The following is a 16,214-nucleotide window of genomic DNA, read 5'->3' as shown; positions in this document are numbered from 1 at the left end:
AACTGAAACAGATTGGTCCATTGCGTCGTCTCCGCGACGCCGGCGGAGTTTCCACCGACGGCGGTCCCGTCGTTGACCAGCCTGCTGGCGCCACCGCCGAAATCACTGGTTCCACCGGCGCCGTTCCAGTTCCCGTCGTTGGCGAACAGTGTCGCGCCGCCGGCAAACTGCGCTGTACCGACGATCGAACCGGCGTTTGTGAGCGCCATCGTCGCGGCATTGGTCTCGATCGCCGCATCGCTGGACAGTCCGGAAAGACTACGGATCGCGCCCGACGAGGCGACGTTGATGGCGCCCGTCCCACCAGTCAAAGTCAGGCCACGCGTCGCGCCCGTCACCGTGCCGGCGACTTGCACATCCACTACGCCGTTGCCCGTCGCGACGATGCCCTCGGCCGACGTTCCGGTCACCGCGCCATTGGCGATCACCGTGATCGCGCCCGTGCCAAGATTGGTTGCCTGGATACCTGTCGTACCCGAGACATTGCCATTCGTCGTCACATTGATCGTGCCAGCGCCCACCGGATTGTCCTGGAGCGCGAAGATCGCCGTAGCCGCAGTTGCGTTCACAGCACCCGTTATCACCGCGACATTGCCGGCCGAGCTTTCAGCGTCGATACCTCGACCAGTCGTCGCGGTGATCGGACCAACCGCCTTCACGGTCACCGAACCTGTACCGACAGTCCCTGCGACAATCCCGCTGCTCGCGTCGATCGCGCCGTTCGCCGTGACATCGACGTTGCCGCTTCCCGAGGAAAGGCCAGCGAAGATACCGGGGCCGCCCGCCTTCACATCGCCGTTCGCCACGATCGTCACATTGGCCGTCGCCGACAGCGTCTCAACGTCGATGCCGATCCTGCCGGCAGCCAGCGCCGTCACCGCGCCCGTCGTGACGCCGATGTTGCCGCCCGTCGCCGTGTCGCGCACCACGATGCCGCCGCCACTCGTCGAGCTGCTGGCGCCGGATATATCGACCGTGACCGTGCCCGGGCCATAGTTCTGAATATTCACCGCATCGTCGCTGCCGCCGACGAAGCCGCCCGCGCCCGTCACCGAGAGATTACCCGTGCCGCCGCCGCCACCAATCAAGGTCAGGCCGGAACGCGCGCCCATCACCGTGCCGGCGACCTGCACGTCCACCGCGCCACCACCGTTCGCGACGATGCCGTCAAAGGATGTGCCGGTCACCGCACCATTGGCGATCACGCTGATCATGCCCGTGCCGGAGTTACCTGCGAGGATGCCTGCAGTGCCCGAGACGTTGCCGTTGGTCGTCACATCGATTGTGCCTGTGCCTGTGCCGGTCCCTATTGCATAGACCGCCTGACCGCCCGTCGAGGTCACCGCACCCGTTGTTATCGAGACATCGCCCCGGCCCTGAGCGAAGACGCCAAGGCCCGACGCCATTGTCGCGGTGACCGGTCCCATCGCCTTCACCGTCGTCGAGCCGTTGCCCAAGTTCTGCGCGATAATGCCGTTGCCTGCGTCGATGGCGCCGTTCGCCGTGATATCGATGTTGCCAGTTCCTGTGGAGGAAACTCGACCCAAGATACCGGTATTGCCCGCCGTCACATCGCCGTTCGCCACGGTCGTGAGATTGCCTGCCGTCGAAGACGACTGGACGTCGATACCGAACATGCCAGCAGCCAGCGCCGTCACCGCGCCCGTGGTGACATCGATGGAGCCACTCGCCGCCGTGTTACGCACCACAATGCCTGAGCCGGCAGCCGCCGTGATATCGCCGGTGGCATCGACATCGATCGAGCCCAGGCCATTCTGCTTTATTGCGAAGGCATCGCCACTGCCGTTATTGGTGATCGCGCCGCTGCCTGTGTACGTGATCAGGTTGGAGGCGGCATCGATATTGAGTGCCGCGGTCCCGCCGGCTGTTGGCGTGTTGCCCGCATCGACACTGATCGTGCCGTTGTTGACGACCATGACGGCGCCATTGCCGGTATTCTCGATCGCGAGGCCAAATCCGCTGACCGTCGCCCCGGCATCGATCGCGAGGTGGGCCGTAAACGGTGAAGAAAATGAATAGCCCCGGTCGTTGGGAGGAGCAGCCGGATTGACGGCATTGACCGTGGAGGTGGTGCCGCACTGCACATCAGTTCCCAGAGTGACCGTACATGCCGCCTGCGCCTGCGGGGAAAAGAAAACAGCCGAGCCGGCGAAACCGGCCATGCCGATTGCGAAACGCAGTGCCGAGCGACTGGCCTGCGAGAGGAGTTGCGCGCGCAAGGAAACGAGTGGGTAGGCTTTGTCTGCCGAAAAACCGTAGAGTCTCATGATAGGCCCGCCCCATCGTCCAATAAATGCAATCTGCCGTCATCAGAACAGCCCAAGCAAAGCAATGCTTCGAGCAAATCAGTGCTTCAGATTCGCAATAACGGATGATGGGTGGGCGATATATATATCAAATGCCATAGACCGGCCAAAGAGTGGCGCACTGTCGCTGGCTCGCCACAGTCGCAACGCCCTGCACTCGAAGAACCTTAATGTGCTATTGCAGCTTGTTAGGGCAGAAGACGAAATGCATTCAGCAGCGCAATGAGCTGACTCTGCCTCTGCGTATCTGTCTTGCGAAAAATCTTGTCCAGATGAACGCGTGCGGTGCCGTAGGCCATGTTTTCCCTGATCGCTATTTCCTTCAAGGACAATCCGCTTGCGAGCGCGAGCGCGACGGAAGCTTCTTTCCCTGTCAGCCCAAAGGTTTTTCGCAGTTGATCGGCTAAGCTCGTCGACAGGGCCAAACGTGATTCGCGCGCCAGCACCACCGCGCAAGGTCCAGCCGACAGGCCGAACATCTCGCCGTCGGGCAACAATCCAATCGACAATACCAGTTGGTCGCCGCGCTCCGACCGCAAGATCAAATCGGCAGCCGAAATGGGAAACTCGCTCTCGTCCACCCGGCAGACTCGTGCGACCGCACGTTGCAGCATTTGGGTTTGCGTGGAATCGGAGGTGGCCAGATGGCCACCGTTCGCCGTCAGCAGAGTGATCGGCTGTACCAAAAGTCTTTGCGCGGCGTCATTCATGTCAAGGATGCGCAGGCGCGGATCGACGATAAAGCCGGCGAAGGGCAGGTGGCCGAGCAGCGATCGGAGCACAGGTCGCGCCTCGAAATGTCGGCCCAAACCCGCAGCGCGCTGCAGATGAGGCGTGATCAGGGCGAGCATCGCACGATCATCGGCGTCGAACGCCGGCTGCCCTCGGCCTCGCTGCACGTCGAAAAACCAGTAGTTCTTTTCCGACGCGCGCAGATTGCAGAACATGCCGTCATACATGTCCTGCGGCATCATCCATTCGTTCCAGACGGAGGTGCGTTCAATACGGTGCCGCCCAATCAACTGGGTGTCGCTAAAAACCCGGCCAAGCGGCGCGGCCACACGCGGCGCAAAGAGTTCGTTGGTCGCGAAATGGTCAAGGAAAATCCTGTCCCAATAGGGGTCGCGGCTCGGTGAGACGCAAAAGCTATCCTCGACATTGGCCCAGTCGATGCCCGAGAAACAGGCTCTGGAGCCATGAAACATGGCTTGCAACTGAAGGACCACGTCAAGCCAAATCGATTGATCGTAGGCGGCCTCATATATGCGACCGATCACTACCGACAGGCGCTCGTGAGAGATCGAATATCCCATAAGCCTTGCGAAATATACAACCAGAATGAAGTGTTAGCATACCTCTGATTGCGGTCGATGCAAGGGATAGAACGTCGAATGAGCAGGGGGGTTACCAGTGCTGACGCCCAAGGTCAGGAGAAAGCAGACATGATGTTTGACGCTTCACCCTTACGTCCACGGAGGCGGAAATCGGCGTACTCAGTTCTGTATGCTCTGTATGCCCTTCTCGATCGAATGGCGGAGGAAGTGGGATTCGAACCCACGGTGAGCTTGCACCCACGCCGGTTTTCAAGACCGGTGCCTTAAACCGCTCGGCCATTCCTCCATCGTGGTTTTTCAACCATTTGGGCAGCGCGGGGCCAACTCGTTTGGCCTGTGGCACCGGATTGGCACCGAAGGCGCTCCCGGCTGGTTCACGCCTCATTCCTGTAAAGCGGCATTGAGGGCTGCGTCAACCACCACTGTGTCGGTTCCTGCCGTCCTGGCAGGCTCTGAGTTTGTCGGAATCGAGCACCGGAACTCGCTATCCCATTGGTGCATGATGAAGAAGGAGCCCGCCGACTGGCGAATCCCTACGGGTCAGCCTCTTGGGACAGCTGCGGTATCCCGCAGATTTAACTTTCGCCAAGGGAACAGCTACTGGTGAGGAAGGCCGAAGCTGCAAATCGGCTCCGGCCTGTACGGTCCTCAGTCTTTGCAATTTTCGTCCGCCTTTGCCGCCGCGGCCTTATCACCGTGCTGCTGCGCCTCGATATCCTGCTGCGAGGTTGCAAGGTTTTTGTCGCCCCCGCCTTCAGCGCCCGCCAATGGCATCGTGGTGCCATCCTTGGCGGCTGGCTTGTTCGCGTTGCCCATGGCCTTCGGAGTCTCTAAAGGCGCGTGGGTTCCATCTTTCGAAATACCGGCGGTCTGTCCGGCATCGGTCCCGGTGTTCGAAGCTGACTTGTCCGGACATGCGGCGATCGCAGACCCGGCAGAAAGCGACATCGCGATCGCGACCATCAATGAAGTCATTTTCATCATGCTCGTCCTTCTGTTCGAGTGCCCTGCGGATGAAACTAGCGGCGCATTTCTTTGTTCCGGCGGTCGGTCCGCTGCCCGACAAAGCCCGGTCAACCGGCAGACACGGCGGGCAGGAGCGAAGCCAGGCTTTCTGTGGCAGAGGGCATCACATCTCTCGCGTGGAAGCACGAAAACCGTTACTTTTCAGAGAGCTCTTACGGTGGAGACGCCACAATCTTGCCCGGTTGCGGCCACAATCGGTTAATACCGTGATAAGCAATTCCTGCGCACAAAGGATCGGGGTTTTAAGCGTCGTTGGTATTGTCGGGTGAGTGTTTTGGCTCCTCTGGTGGTTGAACGCGACGCCTTGAGTTGAGACTGAAGGGGACATCAGGAAAATGCAGGCTGTGACGCCACCGCGTCTTCGTCGCGCTGCTACCGTCGCGTTGTTCGCCATGTCGGCTGCCTTGCTGGCCGCCTGCGCGTCGCAGCCTGAGCCGAAAGCGATGGTCAACAAGAAGACCCGCTCCAAGGAGTATTTCGCCGAATCCGAATATGGCGTGAAGGCAAGCCCGCGTGTGATCTCCCGGAACGGGCGCATCCAACGTGGCGGCGGCAGGGATCAGCTTGGCAAACCCTATCAGGTCCGTGGCAAGTGGTATTACCCGAAGGAAGACAAGCGCTACGCCAAGGTCGGCCTCGCCTCCTGGTATGGCGACGCCTTCCATGGCCGGCTTACCGCCAATGGCGAAGTCTACGACATGACCCATCTGACGGCGGCGCACCCGACCATGCCGCTGCCAAGCTATGCCCGCGTCACCAATCTCAAGACCGGCAGTTCGGTCATCGTTCGCGTCAACGATCGCGGCCCATATCACGAAGGCCGCATCATCGACGTATCGGAGCGCGCTGCCCAGATGCTTGACTATGCCAACACCGGCACCGCTCAGGTGAAGGTCGAATATGTCGGCCGCGCGCCGCTCGACGGCGATGACGACCAGTATCTGATGGCCTCCTATCATCCCGGCAACAGGGCGCCAGACCCGTCGGATGGACTGCCGACCGGCGTCATGGTCGCCATGAACGGGCCGTCGCCAAGCCTGCCTGCCGGCACTGCTGCCGTGCCGTTTCCGGGCCAGTTGACAGATACCGGTTCTGTCCAGCCGATCATGTCGACGCAGTCGTCGGCCTATGGCGATCTGGCGCTTCCGGATTTCGGCCCGATCGTGCCGGAGCGTCCGCAGATCAATCTGCCGCCGCAATCGCCGTTTGCCGTGGCCTCGCTGTCCTATGCCGACGAGCGGGTCGAACGCGCCTCAAATGCCTTCGCCGCGATGGGTGGCGACGGCATGTCGCTGGCCGATGTGCTCCAATCATGGAAGCGGCAGCCGCCAGCGGCCGGTCCGTCCACTGACTACGTCGCGGCTGGTTCGTTCGAGGATGCAGCGGAGGCCAAGCGTGTTGCCGCTGAGCTTGCCGCATACGGCAAGATCGAGATCCAGCGTTCGGAACTCGATGGCGAGGATTGGTATTCGGTCAATCTCTATCCCGATGGCCACCGCAATCTCGATGATTTGCTGCAGGCTGCCTGGTCGCATGGCGCGCCCGATGCGCTGGCTGTGCGCAACTGAGCGCAAGCCTGATGGGATTTCCGCTGCGCGGTTGATCCGCCGCGCAAAAAGCCTGATACTTTTCGCGGGCTTGCCGGCGGTGCCGGCCAACGGGTCGAACATCATGCAATTTCGCTTGCTCCCGCCTCTCGCCGGGCTTCTGGTTTTTGGCTTGCTGCTGTTTTTCCAGGCTCCGGCCGGTGCACAGCTGTTCGAGACCAAGGCCGCGCAGGCCTTCATGATCGATGCCGAGACCGGGACGGTGCTGTTTTCCAAGGAGGCCGACAAGCCGATACCGCCGGCCTCGATGGCCAAGCTGATGACCATGGAAGTGGTTTTCAATGCCATCAAATCCGGCCGCCTGAAGCTCGACGATACGTTCGTGGTCAGCGAGAACGCCTGGCGCAAGGGTGGCGCGCCTTCGGGAACATCGACGATGTTCGCCAAGCTCAAGTCGTCGATCCGGCTCGAAGACCTGATTCAGGGCGTGACCGTGCAGGCGGCCAATGACGGCTGCATCGTCATCGCCGAAGGCATGTCGGGATCCGAAGACAATTTTGCCGTGCAGATGACCGAACGCGCCCGCCAGATCGGCCTCAAGACGTCGACTTTCGTCAATTCGACCGGCCTGCCGGCGGATGGCCAGCAGACGACCGTGCGCGAGCTGGCGCAGCTCGCCCTGCACCTGTGGCGCGATTATCCGGATTTCTATCGCTATTATGCCCAAAAGGATTTCACCTGGAACAAGATCTCACAGAGGAACCGCAATCCGCTGCTGGCGATGGACATCGGCGCCGACGGCCTGGCGGTCGGGGCGAGCGAGGCAGCCGGCTTCGGCATCGTCGGTTCGCTCAGCCACAATGGTACCCGCGTGATCGCGGCGATGAGCGGGCTGGCCTCGGACAAGGAGCGCGCCGAGGAAGCGCGAAAGCTGCTCGACTGGGGTGTCCGCTCCTTCGAGAAGACCGAAATTTTCGCCAGGGACGAGGTGGTTGGAGAAGCCCAGGTTTTCGGCGGCGCCAAATCCGGGGTGACGCTGAAGGCAAAGGGACCGATCGACATCTTCCTGCCGATCACCAACCGCGACAAGCTGACGGCCAGGATCGTCTATGACGGCCCGGTTGCAGCACCGGTGGAGGAGGGGCAGCCGGTGGGTGCGCTGCGCGTCTGGATCGGCGATACGCTGAGCCAGGAGACGCCGCTTTTCGCTGCCGAATCGATCGGCGTCGGCACGCTGCCGCAGCGCGCGCTCGATGCCGTCAAGGAACTGGTGATCGGCTGGCTGCGCTAACGCATGTCGCTCAAAACCAGCCATGGTTTTGGGGAACGGCATGCATAAGGGCAAAAAATCGACGGCATGGACGTTTGGCCCAACGCGGACTATCTAGAGCGCTACAATCCCATTCAGCCATGGACAAGAAGGCCTCTCGGTTGGCACGCGGTTTTTTCATCACCTTCGAAGGCGGCGAGGGGGCAGGCAAGTCGACGCAGATCGAGCGGCTGGCCAGGAAGATGCGCGCCAAGAAATACGACGTGCTGCTTACCCGCGAACCCGGCGGCTCGCCGGGCGCCGAAGCGGTCAGGCATGTGCTGCTGTCGGGCGCAGCCGAACCGTTCGGGCCGAAGATGGAAGCGCTGCTGTTCGCCGCCGCGCGGTCCGATCATGTCGAGCAGGTGATCCGGCCGGCGGTCGAGCGTGGCTCCATCGTGCTTTGCGACCGCTTCCTCGATTCCTCACGCGTCTATCAGGGCGTCACCGGCGGCATCGATCCGGCGTTCATGGATGCGCTGGAACAGGTCGCCATCAACGGCATGATGCCGGACATGACGCTGATCTTCGACATCGACCCAGCGGAAGGCCTGAGGCGCGCAACGCTGCGGCGCGGCGCCGAGGCAGTCGCCGACCGTTTCGAAAAGGAGACGCTGGCGATCCACCAGGCCCGCCGCGAGGCGTTTCTGGCGATCGCCAAGGCCGAGCCGGAGCGCTGCATCGTCGTCGACGCAGCCGCCGAGCCCGACGCGGTTGAGAACGTCGTCACCGCGGCAGTGTTCGCGGCGCTGGCGGCGAGAGCGCCGGCACGCGACAGGCAGGCGACGCCGGCATGATCTTCGAGCGCATCGCACCCGAGCAGCACGACACGCTCGACGGCGTGCCGGAGCCCTCCGAAACGCCCCTTCTGGTCGGGCACGGCCAGGCTGCAGGCGTGCTCACCGCCGCCTATCGCGCCGGCAAGCTGCCGCATGCGCTGATCTTTTCCGGGCCAGTCGGCATCGGCAAGGCGACGCTCGCCTTCCACCTTGCGCATCATCTGCTGAAGCACCCGGATTTCGCGCAGGCGCCGGAAAGCCTTGCCGCTCCCGATCCGGCGTCGTCGCTGTTTCGCCAGATCGCCACCGGGGCGCATCCTTCCGTGCTGCATCTGACCCGGCCGCTGAACGACAAGACCAAGAGTTTCAAGACGGTCGTCACCGTCGATGAGATCCGCAAGGTCAGCCGCTTCCTGTCGCTGACCTCGCATGACGGCAGCTACCGGGTCGTCATCGTCGACCCCGCCGACGACATGAACACCAATGCCGCCAATGCCTTGCTGAAAAATCTTGAAGAGCCGCCGGCACGGACTCTGTTCATCCTGATTGTCCACGCGCCGGGCAGCCTGCTGCCGACGATCCGGTCGCGCTGTCAGGTGGTGAGATTGAACCCGCTCGACGCCGACGACCTGATGACGGTGCTGGAAACGACCGAGCCGGCGCCGCCTGAGGATCCGGCGGCGCGCGCGGCACTGGCCGAGCGGGCAGGGGGCAGCGCCCGCACCGCGATCCTCTTGACGCAGTATGGCGGGCTGGAGATCGCTTCGACGCTCGACGCTCTGGTCACCGGGAAAAAGAGCGATGTCGGCGGCGCGTTCCGCCTCGCCGAAGCCGTGGCCGGCCGCGATCAGGCGATCCAGTTCGATATCTTCAACCGCCGGGTGCTAGACCTGTTGTCGGACGCGGCAAGCCAGGCAGCACTGGCTGGCGATCTCGCACGAGCCAAAACGCTGTCGGACACTTGGCATGAGGCGCTGGACGCTATATCTGAGACCGATACTTACAATCTCGATAAGAAGCAGCACGCCTTGATCATGATCGACCGCCTGAATTCTGCAATGCGAATGTGACTGGGTTTCCTGGATCGGGATGGCAAATGCTGCCTCGATACGATATCCACCGCCACGCCTTTCCATTCAGACATTCATGACGGTTCATTCATGTCACGCGACAAATTCTACATCACCACCCCGATCTTTTATCCGAACGGCAAGCCGCATATCGGCCACGCCTATACGGTCATTGCAACCGACGCCCTGGCACGCTTCCAGCGCCTGGACGGCAAGGACGTCTTCTTCCTGACCGGCACCGACGAGCATGGCCTGAAGATGCAGCAAACTGCCGAGAAGGAAGGTATAACGCCACTGGCGCTGGCCGACCGCAATTCGGCGATTTTCCGCGCAATGACCGAGGCGATGGGCGGCTCGAATGACCAATACATTCGCACGACCGAACCGCGCCACTACGAATCCTGTCAGGCGATCTGGAAAGCGATGGCCGCCAATGGCGACATCTATCTCGACCGCTATAGCGGCTGGTATTCGGTGCGCCAGGAAGCCTATTTCGACGAGAGCGAGACGACGCTCGGCGACGACGGCGTGCGCCGCGAACCGCTTGGGTCGCCGGTCGAATGGAACGAGGAAGAAAGCTATTTCTTCCGGCTTTCCGCCTATCAGGACAAATTGCTGGCGCTTTATGAGAGCCAGCCCGACTTTGTCGGTCCGACCGAGCGCCGCAACGAGGTGCTCAGCTTCGTCAAGTCGGGGCTGAAGGATCTGTCGATCTCGCGCACGACCTTCAAATGGGGCGTGCCGGTGCCAGGCGACGACAAGCATGTGATGTATGTCTGGGTCGACGCCTTGACCAACTACATCACCGCCGCCGGCTATCCCGACACAAAGGCCGAGCAATGGCACTATTGGCCGGCCACGCACATCATCGGCAAGGACATTGTCCGCTTCCATGCGGTCTATTGGCCGGCATTTCTGATGTCGGCGGGCATCGAGTTGCCAAAGCGCGTCTTCGCGCATGGCTTCCTGTTCAACCGCGGCGAGAAGATGTCGAAATCTGTTGGCAACGTCGTCGATCCATTCGCGATGGTCGAGCACTACGGTCTCGACCAGGTGCGCTACTTCTTCCTGCGCGAGGTGCCGTTCGGTAACGATGGCAGCTACAGCCATGACGCGATCGTCAACCGCACCAATGCCGATCTTGCCAACGGTCTCGGCAACCTGGCGCAGCGTTCGCTGTCGATGATCGCCAAGAACTGCGGCGGCGTGGTGCCGCAGCGCGGCGAGCTGACGGATGCAGACAGAGCGATCCTGGATCAGGCCGCCGCCGCGCTCGACACCGCGCGCAAGGCGGTCGCCGAGCAGGGCATCCATCTGGCGCTGGCAGCTATCTTCGGCGTGGTGGCGGAAGCCGATCGCTACTTCGCCGGCGAGGCACCATGGGCGCTGAAGAAGACCAACCCGGCGCGCATGGAAACGGTGCTGTGGACGACCGCCGAAGTCGTGCGCCGCGTGGCGGTGCTGTGTCAGCCCTTCACTCCGGGCTCGGCCGCGAAACTGCTCGACCTGCTGGCGGTGCCGGCGGAGAGCCGCGATTTCGCGCATGTCCACGCGGACCATGCGCTGGTGCCGGGTACTGCGTTGCCCGTACCGGAAGGCGTGTTTCCGCGTTATGTCGAACAGAACGTCTGATGCTCGTCGACAGCCACTGCCATCTGGATTTTCCAGATTTCGCCGAGGAGCGGGCGGCCATCGTCGCCCGCGCTTTAGCCGCCGGAATTGGCCGTATGGTGACGATCTCGACGCGCGTGAAGCGTTTTCCGCAAGTACTTGAGATCGCTGAAACTTTCGACGAAGTCTATTGCTCTGTCGGCACTCATCCGCACAATGCGGCCGAAGAACTGGATATCACGGTCGAGGAGCTTGTGCGGCTATCCGCGCACCCGAAAGTAGTGGCCATCGGCGAGGCCGGTCTCGATTATTTTTACGACAAGGCGCCACGCGATGCACAGGCGCAAGGCTTTCGCAATCACATCGCCGCCGCCCGTGAAACGGGGCTGCCGCTGGTCATCCATTCGCGCGATGCCGATGCCGACATGGCTGATATTCTCGAGGACGAAACAGGGAAGGGCGCCTTCCCCTTCATCCTGCATTGCTTTTCTTCCGGGCGCCGGCTTGCCGAGGTGGGCGTCGCTCTCGGTGGCTACGTGTCGTTCTCGGGCATCCTGACCTTCAAGAATTCAGCTGAGTTGCGTGCCATTGCCGCCGATGTCCCGCATGCCCGATTGCTGGTCGAAACCGATGCGCCCTATCTGGCGCCCGTGCCGTTTCGCGGCAAACGCAACGAGCCCGCCTATGTCGCCCATACCGCCAAGGTGCTGGCCGAAACGATCGGGGTAAGCGAAGCTGAAATCGCCGATCTGACCACAGATAATTTCTTCCGGCTGTTCGGCAAGATGCCGCGGCCTGCAGAGCAAAGTGCCTGAACGATGACTGACCGGCTGCGCCTCACCATTCTCGGCTGCGGCTCGTCCCCAGGTACGCCGCGCATCACCGGCGATTGGGGCAATTGCGACCCCGACAACCCCAGGAACCGGCGCACCCGTGCCGCCGCGCTCGTCGAGCGGATCGCGGCGAACGGCAGCCGAACGACTGTCGTCATCGACACGGGGCCGGATTTTCGGCAGCAGATGCTGCTGGCCGGCGTTAAACGTGTCGATGCGGTCGTCTATACCCACCCGCATGCCGACCATATCCATGGCATCGACGATCTGCGCGGTTTCGTCCTCGATCAGCGCCAGCTCATCGACGTCCATGCCGACAGGGCGACGATGCTTCGGCTGCGGGAAGCGTTCGGATACTGTTTCGAGACGCCGCAAGGCAGTTCCTATCCGCCGATCGTCAGCCCGCATCTCATCGACCACACCAGGCCGGTGGTCATCGAAGGAGAGGGGGGTACCCTCACCCTCGAGCCGCTGCCGCAGATCCACGGCGACATCGTATCGCTCGGTTTCCGCATTGGCGGTCTCGCCTATTGCCCCGACATCAGCGACTTTCCGGAACCCACCGCCGAACGGCTGGGCGACCTCGACGTGCTGATCATCGACGCGCTGCAGTACCGGACGCATCCAAGTCATCTGTCACTTGGCGAAGCGCTTGAATGGATCCAGCGGCTGGCGCCGATACATGCAGTGCTGACACATATGCACGTGCCGCTCGACTACGTCTCGGTGATGGCCGAGACACCAGCCAATGTCGAACCCGCCTATGACGGCATGGTTATAGAAATCCCTTACGAATCAGCACGATGCGAATAGAGCTTCATGAGGGCTTTCGGCTCCTTGGTGCAAATATCAGCAGCGTTCCGATCCGCTCGTAGCCCATCCGGGGATAAAGCAGCGCCCCGGCATGGGTTGCTGCCAGCACCGAGTACCTTGACCCGCGCGCGCGATCGTCGTGCAACATTTTCGATATCAAAGCCTGACCAATGCCGCGACGCCGGTGCGACGGCTCGACATACATGCTCGAACACCAGGTGGCTCCCACGGCATCCAGGCTGCGAACGCGCCCAACGATGTCGGCGCCGTCGATTGCCACATACTGGCGGAACGGCGCGGTGTCGCCGAGCAAATCGTCTGGGATCGGCTGCCTGCGGATGATCTTTCCCAACTGTGCCGCCCGTTCGGCCGTCTGCACGCGTTCGACCGAAGCAACCGATGGCGGGTTCGGAATCCGGTGCAATCGGTGGACGAAAAAGCCTTCGGTCCGCAGCAGCCGGTAGCCGAGAGCTTTGTAGGCGGTTCGTGTCGGCCCGTCCGGATCGTCGTTCGCGATCACAACGGAAATGGCAAAGCCCGGCCGTGCATGCTGCCGCACGACGGCATCGGTCTCTTGAGCGGCGACGTCATGGACGACCCATTCTTCGCCGCGGTAATCGCGAAGATTCTTGCGTTCGGCATCGCGCATCAGCCACAATGGTCCAACGCGGCTGGCCTCGTAAGGAAAGGTGCGGCTCCTGTCAGCGCTGAAGCCATGCACGAACACTTCGATTGCCGCTTCGATCTCGCTGTTTGCCATCTTCATTTCGACAGCCTAGCGTTGGCGATCCGCTCAAGGCAATACGCCACAATCGGCTCAAGCCTATGAGAATCAGCGGCAATTTACAGTTCTTGGCCCATGCGTTAGTTCCATAATCTATCTTATGCGACTTTTGGATACGGCGAGCGGCAAGGATGCGGCGGTCACCGACTTCACTTTCCAGTTCCCTTGTAGGCTTCAGCCTGGAGAGACGTCAGGTTTGCAAACATCTTCAGCCTGGAGAGACGTCAGGTTTGCAAACATCGGCTCGATATTGTGAGCGCGCAGCCGTCGGCAGCGCGCTCGACTCTTTGTTCGAACGATCGGGTCAATCGGAGCGACTATTCCAGAATAACGGTGGCTTCCACCTCGAAAAGCATGGGATCGATTGCAAGCTTGGGAACGGGAACCAGAGTCTGCGCCGGCAGCGCCTCGCCGAACATGTCCTTGACGTTCCTGGTCAACACCTCGAGCTTGGACATGTCGTGGTCGACGACGAAGACCGTGAGCTTCGCCACCTGATCCGGCCTAGCGCCGATGCCCTCAAGCGCAGCATGCAAATTTGTGTAGGCCTGCTTCACCTGGACGGCGAAATCCGGTGACAAGGCTCCTGTGCTGTCTTGGCCGCCCTGCCCGGAGATGTAGGCGATCCGAGCTCCGAGCGGTGCGATTACGGCGGTGCTGTAGCCATTCGGCGACGGGTCGTAGAGCGCCTGTGGATTGACAATAGTCAGCTTGAACTCGTTCGCCGGCGACGCAGTGGGGACTGCAATGGTCATGATGATTAGCCCTCCGATAAGCAGATGCTTGATTGCGCGTGACATGGTTTTTCGCTTGGCTCCGCAGCCTGCGAGCAACCTACCCTGGCGCCTGCAGATTGGACTTTAACCTAATCGCTACGTGAATCGTGCGATGTACGAGTCATCGTATGGTACGTCGTACGAGTCAATCGTTCAAGATCGACATTTGTCGCGTTGCCGGTCAAAATCGATGTTCTGAAAAAGCGAGGACGACGGATGATAGCCAAACGCAGCGGCGCCCGGAGCAAAGGGGATCAACGGATAAGCGTGTCGCTCCAGCCCGTGCAGCAAGCGAGCAGCGAGCCGCCGCTGTCTCGAGAGCGTATCGTGGCGACCGCGGTGGAACTGCTGGACGCCCAGGGCATAGACGGATTGACAATGCGTCGGCTGGCCGATCGCCTCGGCTCGGGTGTGATGAGTCTATATTGGCACGTCGACAACAAGGAGGATGTCTTTGATCTAGCAGTCGATTCGGTGCTCGAACATCGCGGATCGCCTGAAACAGGTGAGTCTCCGGACTGGCGCGGAGACGTCGTTCATATGCTCGAAGACTGGCGCGCCAGAATGTTGCGTCATCCTTGGTCGGCATCGCTGTTGCCGCGCCGGGCGCTCGGCCGGAACATTCTCGGTCGCCTGGAAATGCTGAGCAAGACCTTGTCCAGAGCCGGTGTTGCGGACGCGGATCTGAACGCCGCGATATGGTCGCTCTGGAACTATGTGATGGGCGCCACCCTCACCCGGGCAAGCTTCGATCTCTCGGAAGAAGACAGGGCAGCCGCACAGCAGCGTCTTACACATCTCAGCGAACACTACCCGACAATCGAACGCTCTCGTCTGCTGTTGGACAACGATTGGGATGGCGCCTTCCGAAGAGGCCTCGACTTCCTGCTCGACGGCCTCTCGCCAAGATAGAATTCCGGCGCTCCGCCCGGAGCAGACCGGATGGCGCTGCTTTGCGCATGCCAGTTTGACGCAAGAGCTTCCCAGTCCACATCATCACGTTTGGCTCGCCGCCAAGGCGGCGCAGGCAGCGGGCAAGCCCCAGATGCTCGATCCCATCGCGGCGGTGGCTGGTGCGGCTGCATTGCAGCTGAATTGTTGCAGTTGGCGATGTCGTCGCCACGCATTGCCAACCGCTGGTCGGAATCCTCTCTGCAGTCGATCTTTTGCGCAAACCTTTTTGGCCGACATGCGTTGTTTTCTCTCCAAGCCAAGGAGACGATCATGCAGATGAAGTCGGAAATAGCCGGTGAAGCGGCCAAGCAGCGCCATATCCAACGTGGCATCGATGCCAAGGACAAATCGAAAGGCGATGGGAAGCTTCAAGGCGCCATGCAGGCTGGCGCCCGCGAATATCCCGAGCCCCCCTTCCCTGAGCAACATCAGCCCAAACCGGGACATGAATGGGCCATAGAGCCGGCGCCGCTGTACGATGCGCCTTACTATCTCGGATCGAAAAAACTCAACCAAAAGGTAGCGCTCATCACGGGCGGCGATTCGGGCATCGGCCGCTCGGTGGCGGTGTTGTTCGCCCGCGAGGGCGCCGACGTCGCGATCGTCTATCTGGCCGAGGACAAAGACGCTGAAGAGACCAAATCCGCGGTGGAAAAGGAGGGACGACGCTGCCTCCTGGTCAAGGCCGATGTCAGCGAACGCAGCCACTGCCACAAGGCGGTCATGGAGACCGTTGAAAAATTCGGCCGCATCGACGTGCTGGTCAACAATGCTGCGTTCCAGATCCATTCCAGCGACTTCGGCGAGCTCACCGAAGAACATTTCGACACGACGTTGAAGACCAATCTTTACGGCTATTTTCATATGGCGCAGGAAGCGGTGCCGCACATGAAACCCGGTTCGGCGATCATCAACACCGGTTCGGTAACCGGTATCGACGGTTCAAAACAGCTGGTCGACTATTCGATGACCAAGGGCGGCATTCATGCTTTCACGCGGGCCCTGTCGGGCAATCTCATCGGCAAGGGCATAAGGGTGAATGCGCTAGCAC

At 61.4% G+C, this 16,214-nt stretch carries 13 protein-coding genes, 1 tRNA gene and 1 pseudogene; 9 read left to right on the top strand and 6 right to left on the bottom strand.

Annotated features, from left to right (window positions below; translation table 11 throughout):
- The 4 genes and pseudogenes from EN949_RS22560 to EN949_RS22545 form a co-directional block, all read right to left on the bottom strand.
- Nucleotides 1-2,183, bottom strand: a pseudogene (locus tag EN949_RS22560) (autotransporter outer membrane beta-barrel domain-containing protein); the annotation flags it as partial.
- Nucleotides 2,184-2,515: 332 nt separating this feature from the next.
- On the bottom strand, nt 2,516-3,640 hold the full coding sequence (locus tag EN949_RS22555; protein ID WP_063168011.1) for a helix-turn-helix transcriptional regulator: 1,125 nt from the start codon (nt 3,638-3,640) through the stop codon (nt 2,516-2,518).
- 217 nt (nt 3,641-3,857) lie between these two features.
- Nucleotides 3,858-3,947 (bottom strand) — tRNA-Ser (locus tag EN949_RS22550).
- Nucleotides 3,948-4,309: 362 nt separating this feature from the next.
- A complete protein-coding gene (locus EN949_RS22545) occupies nt 4,310-4,645 on the bottom strand; it encodes a hypothetical protein (protein WP_013531580.1) in 336 nt (111 codons plus the stop codon).
- Between the two features lie 377 nt (nt 4,646-5,022).
- On the opposite strand from EN949_RS22545, the gene EN949_RS22540 reads away from it, so the two are divergent.
- The 7 genes from EN949_RS22540 (at nt 5,023) to EN949_RS22510 (ending at nt 12,649) form a co-directional block, all read left to right on the top strand.
- Nucleotides 5,023-6,255 (top strand): septal ring lytic transglycosylase RlpA family protein, encoded by a 1,233-nt coding sequence (locus EN949_RS22540; RefSeq protein ID WP_127371782.1) that lies wholly within the window; start codon nt 5,023-5,025, stop codon nt 6,253-6,255.
- A 103-nt stretch (nt 6,256-6,358) separates the two neighbouring features.
- Nucleotides 6,359-7,525 carry a D-alanyl-D-alanine carboxypeptidase family protein gene (locus EN949_RS22535; RefSeq protein WP_063170240.1) on the top strand — a complete coding sequence of 389 codons (1,167 nt, stop codon included), beginning with the start codon at nt 6,359-6,361 and terminating at the stop codon, nt 7,523-7,525.
- 140 nt (nt 7,526-7,665) lie between these two features.
- Nucleotides 7,666-8,340, top strand: coding sequence for a dTMP kinase (tmk, locus tag EN949_RS22530; protein WP_063170241.1), 675 nt, complete (start codon nt 7,666-7,668; stop codon nt 8,338-8,340).
- Nucleotides 8,337-9,392 (top strand): DNA polymerase III subunit delta', encoded by a 1,056-nt coding sequence (locus EN949_RS22525; protein ID WP_063168013.1) that lies wholly within the window; start codon nt 8,337-8,339, stop codon nt 9,390-9,392. The genes tmk and EN949_RS22525 overlap by 4 nt, the downstream gene beginning before the upstream one ends.
- A gap of 90 nt (nt 9,393-9,482) precedes the next feature.
- On the top strand, nt 9,483-11,024 hold the full coding sequence (gene metG, locus EN949_RS22520; protein ID WP_127366591.1) for a methionine--tRNA ligase: 1,542 nt from the start codon (nt 9,483-9,485) through the stop codon (nt 11,022-11,024).
- Complete coding sequence (locus EN949_RS22515; protein WP_063172157.1) at nt 11,024-11,818, top strand: TatD family hydrolase; 795 nt, start codon at nt 11,024-11,026, stop codon at nt 11,816-11,818. The genes metG and EN949_RS22515 overlap by 1 nt, the downstream gene beginning before the upstream one ends.
- A gap of 3 nt (nt 11,819-11,821) precedes the next feature.
- On the top strand, nt 11,822-12,649 hold the full coding sequence (locus EN949_RS22510) for an MBL fold metallo-hydrolase (protein WP_127366590.1): 828 nt from the start codon (nt 11,822-11,824) through the stop codon (nt 12,647-12,649).
- Nucleotides 12,650-12,653: 4 nt separating this feature from the next.
- Here the strand turns inward: EN949_RS22510 and EN949_RS22505 are convergent, their stop codons facing one another.
- Together EN949_RS22505 and EN949_RS22500 are read right to left on the bottom strand one after the other, a co-directional pair.
- Complete coding sequence (locus EN949_RS22505) at nt 12,654-13,415, bottom strand: GNAT family N-acetyltransferase (protein WP_127366589.1); 762 nt, start codon at nt 13,413-13,415, stop codon at nt 12,654-12,656.
- Nucleotides 13,416-13,750: 335 nt separating this feature from the next.
- Nucleotides 13,751-14,233 (bottom strand): RidA family protein, encoded by a 483-nt coding sequence (locus EN949_RS22500; protein WP_164755183.1) that lies wholly within the window; start codon nt 14,231-14,233, stop codon nt 13,751-13,753.
- A gap of 192 nt (nt 14,234-14,425) precedes the next feature.
- Here EN949_RS22500 and EN949_RS22495 point away from each other — a divergent pair, with 192 nt between their 5' ends.
- Both EN949_RS22495 and EN949_RS22490 read left to right on the top strand, forming a co-directional pair.
- Nucleotides 14,426-15,121, top strand: a complete 696-nt coding sequence (locus EN949_RS22495; protein ID WP_027161648.1) for a TetR/AcrR family transcriptional regulator C-terminal domain-containing protein — start codon at nt 14,426-14,428, stop codon at nt 15,119-15,121.
- Nucleotides 15,122-15,433: 312 nt separating this feature from the next.
- Nucleotides 15,434-16,214 (top strand): SDR family NAD(P)-dependent oxidoreductase (locus EN949_RS22490; RefSeq protein ID WP_127371781.1); only part of this gene is annotated, 781 nt, incomplete at its 3' end.

This window comes from Mesorhizobium sp. M7A.F.Ca.US.007.01.2.1, from assembly GCF_003998165.1.
Lineage (GTDB): Bacteria > Pseudomonadota > Alphaproteobacteria > Rhizobiales > Rhizobiaceae > Mesorhizobium > Mesorhizobium ciceri.
The sequence above is the reverse complement of the archived record's forward strand: the minus strand, read 5'-3'. Positions and strand labels throughout refer to the sequence as shown.

Coding starts and splice junctions, on each gene's coding strand:
- EN949_RS22555 (WP_063168011.1), bottom strand. CDS start 3,640: ATGGGATATTCGATCTCTCACGAGCGCCTGTCGGTAGTGATCGGTCGC.
- EN949_RS22545 (WP_013531580.1), bottom strand. CDS start 4,645: ATGATGAAAATGACTTCATTGATGGTCGCGATCGCGATGTCGCTTTCT.
- EN949_RS22540 (WP_127371782.1), top strand. CDS start 5,023: ATGCAGGCTGTGACGCCACCGCGTCTTCGTCGCGCTGCTACCGTCGCG.
- EN949_RS22535 (WP_063170240.1), top strand. CDS start 6,359: ATGCAATTTCGCTTGCTCCCGCCTCTCGCCGGGCTTCTGGTTTTTGGC.
- EN949_RS22525 (WP_063168013.1), top strand. CDS start 8,337: ATGATCTTCGAGCGCATCGCACCCGAGCAGCACGACACGCTCGACGGC.
- metG (WP_127366591.1), top strand. CDS start 9,483: ATGTCACGCGACAAATTCTACATCACCACCCCGATCTTTTATCCGAAC.
- EN949_RS22515 (WP_063172157.1), top strand. CDS start 11,024: ATGCTCGTCGACAGCCACTGCCATCTGGATTTTCCAGATTTCGCCGAG.
- EN949_RS22510 (WP_127366590.1), top strand. CDS start 11,822: ATGACTGACCGGCTGCGCCTCACCATTCTCGGCTGCGGCTCGTCCCCA.
- EN949_RS22505 (WP_127366589.1), bottom strand. CDS start 13,415: ATGAAGATGGCAAACAGCGAGATCGAAGCGGCAATCGAAGTGTTCGTG.
- EN949_RS22500 (WP_164755183.1), bottom strand. CDS start 14,233: ATGTCACGCGCAATCAAGCATCTGCTTATCGGAGGGCTAATCATCATG.
- EN949_RS22495 (WP_027161648.1), top strand. CDS start 14,426: ATGATAGCCAAACGCAGCGGCGCCCGGAGCAAAGGGGATCAACGGATA.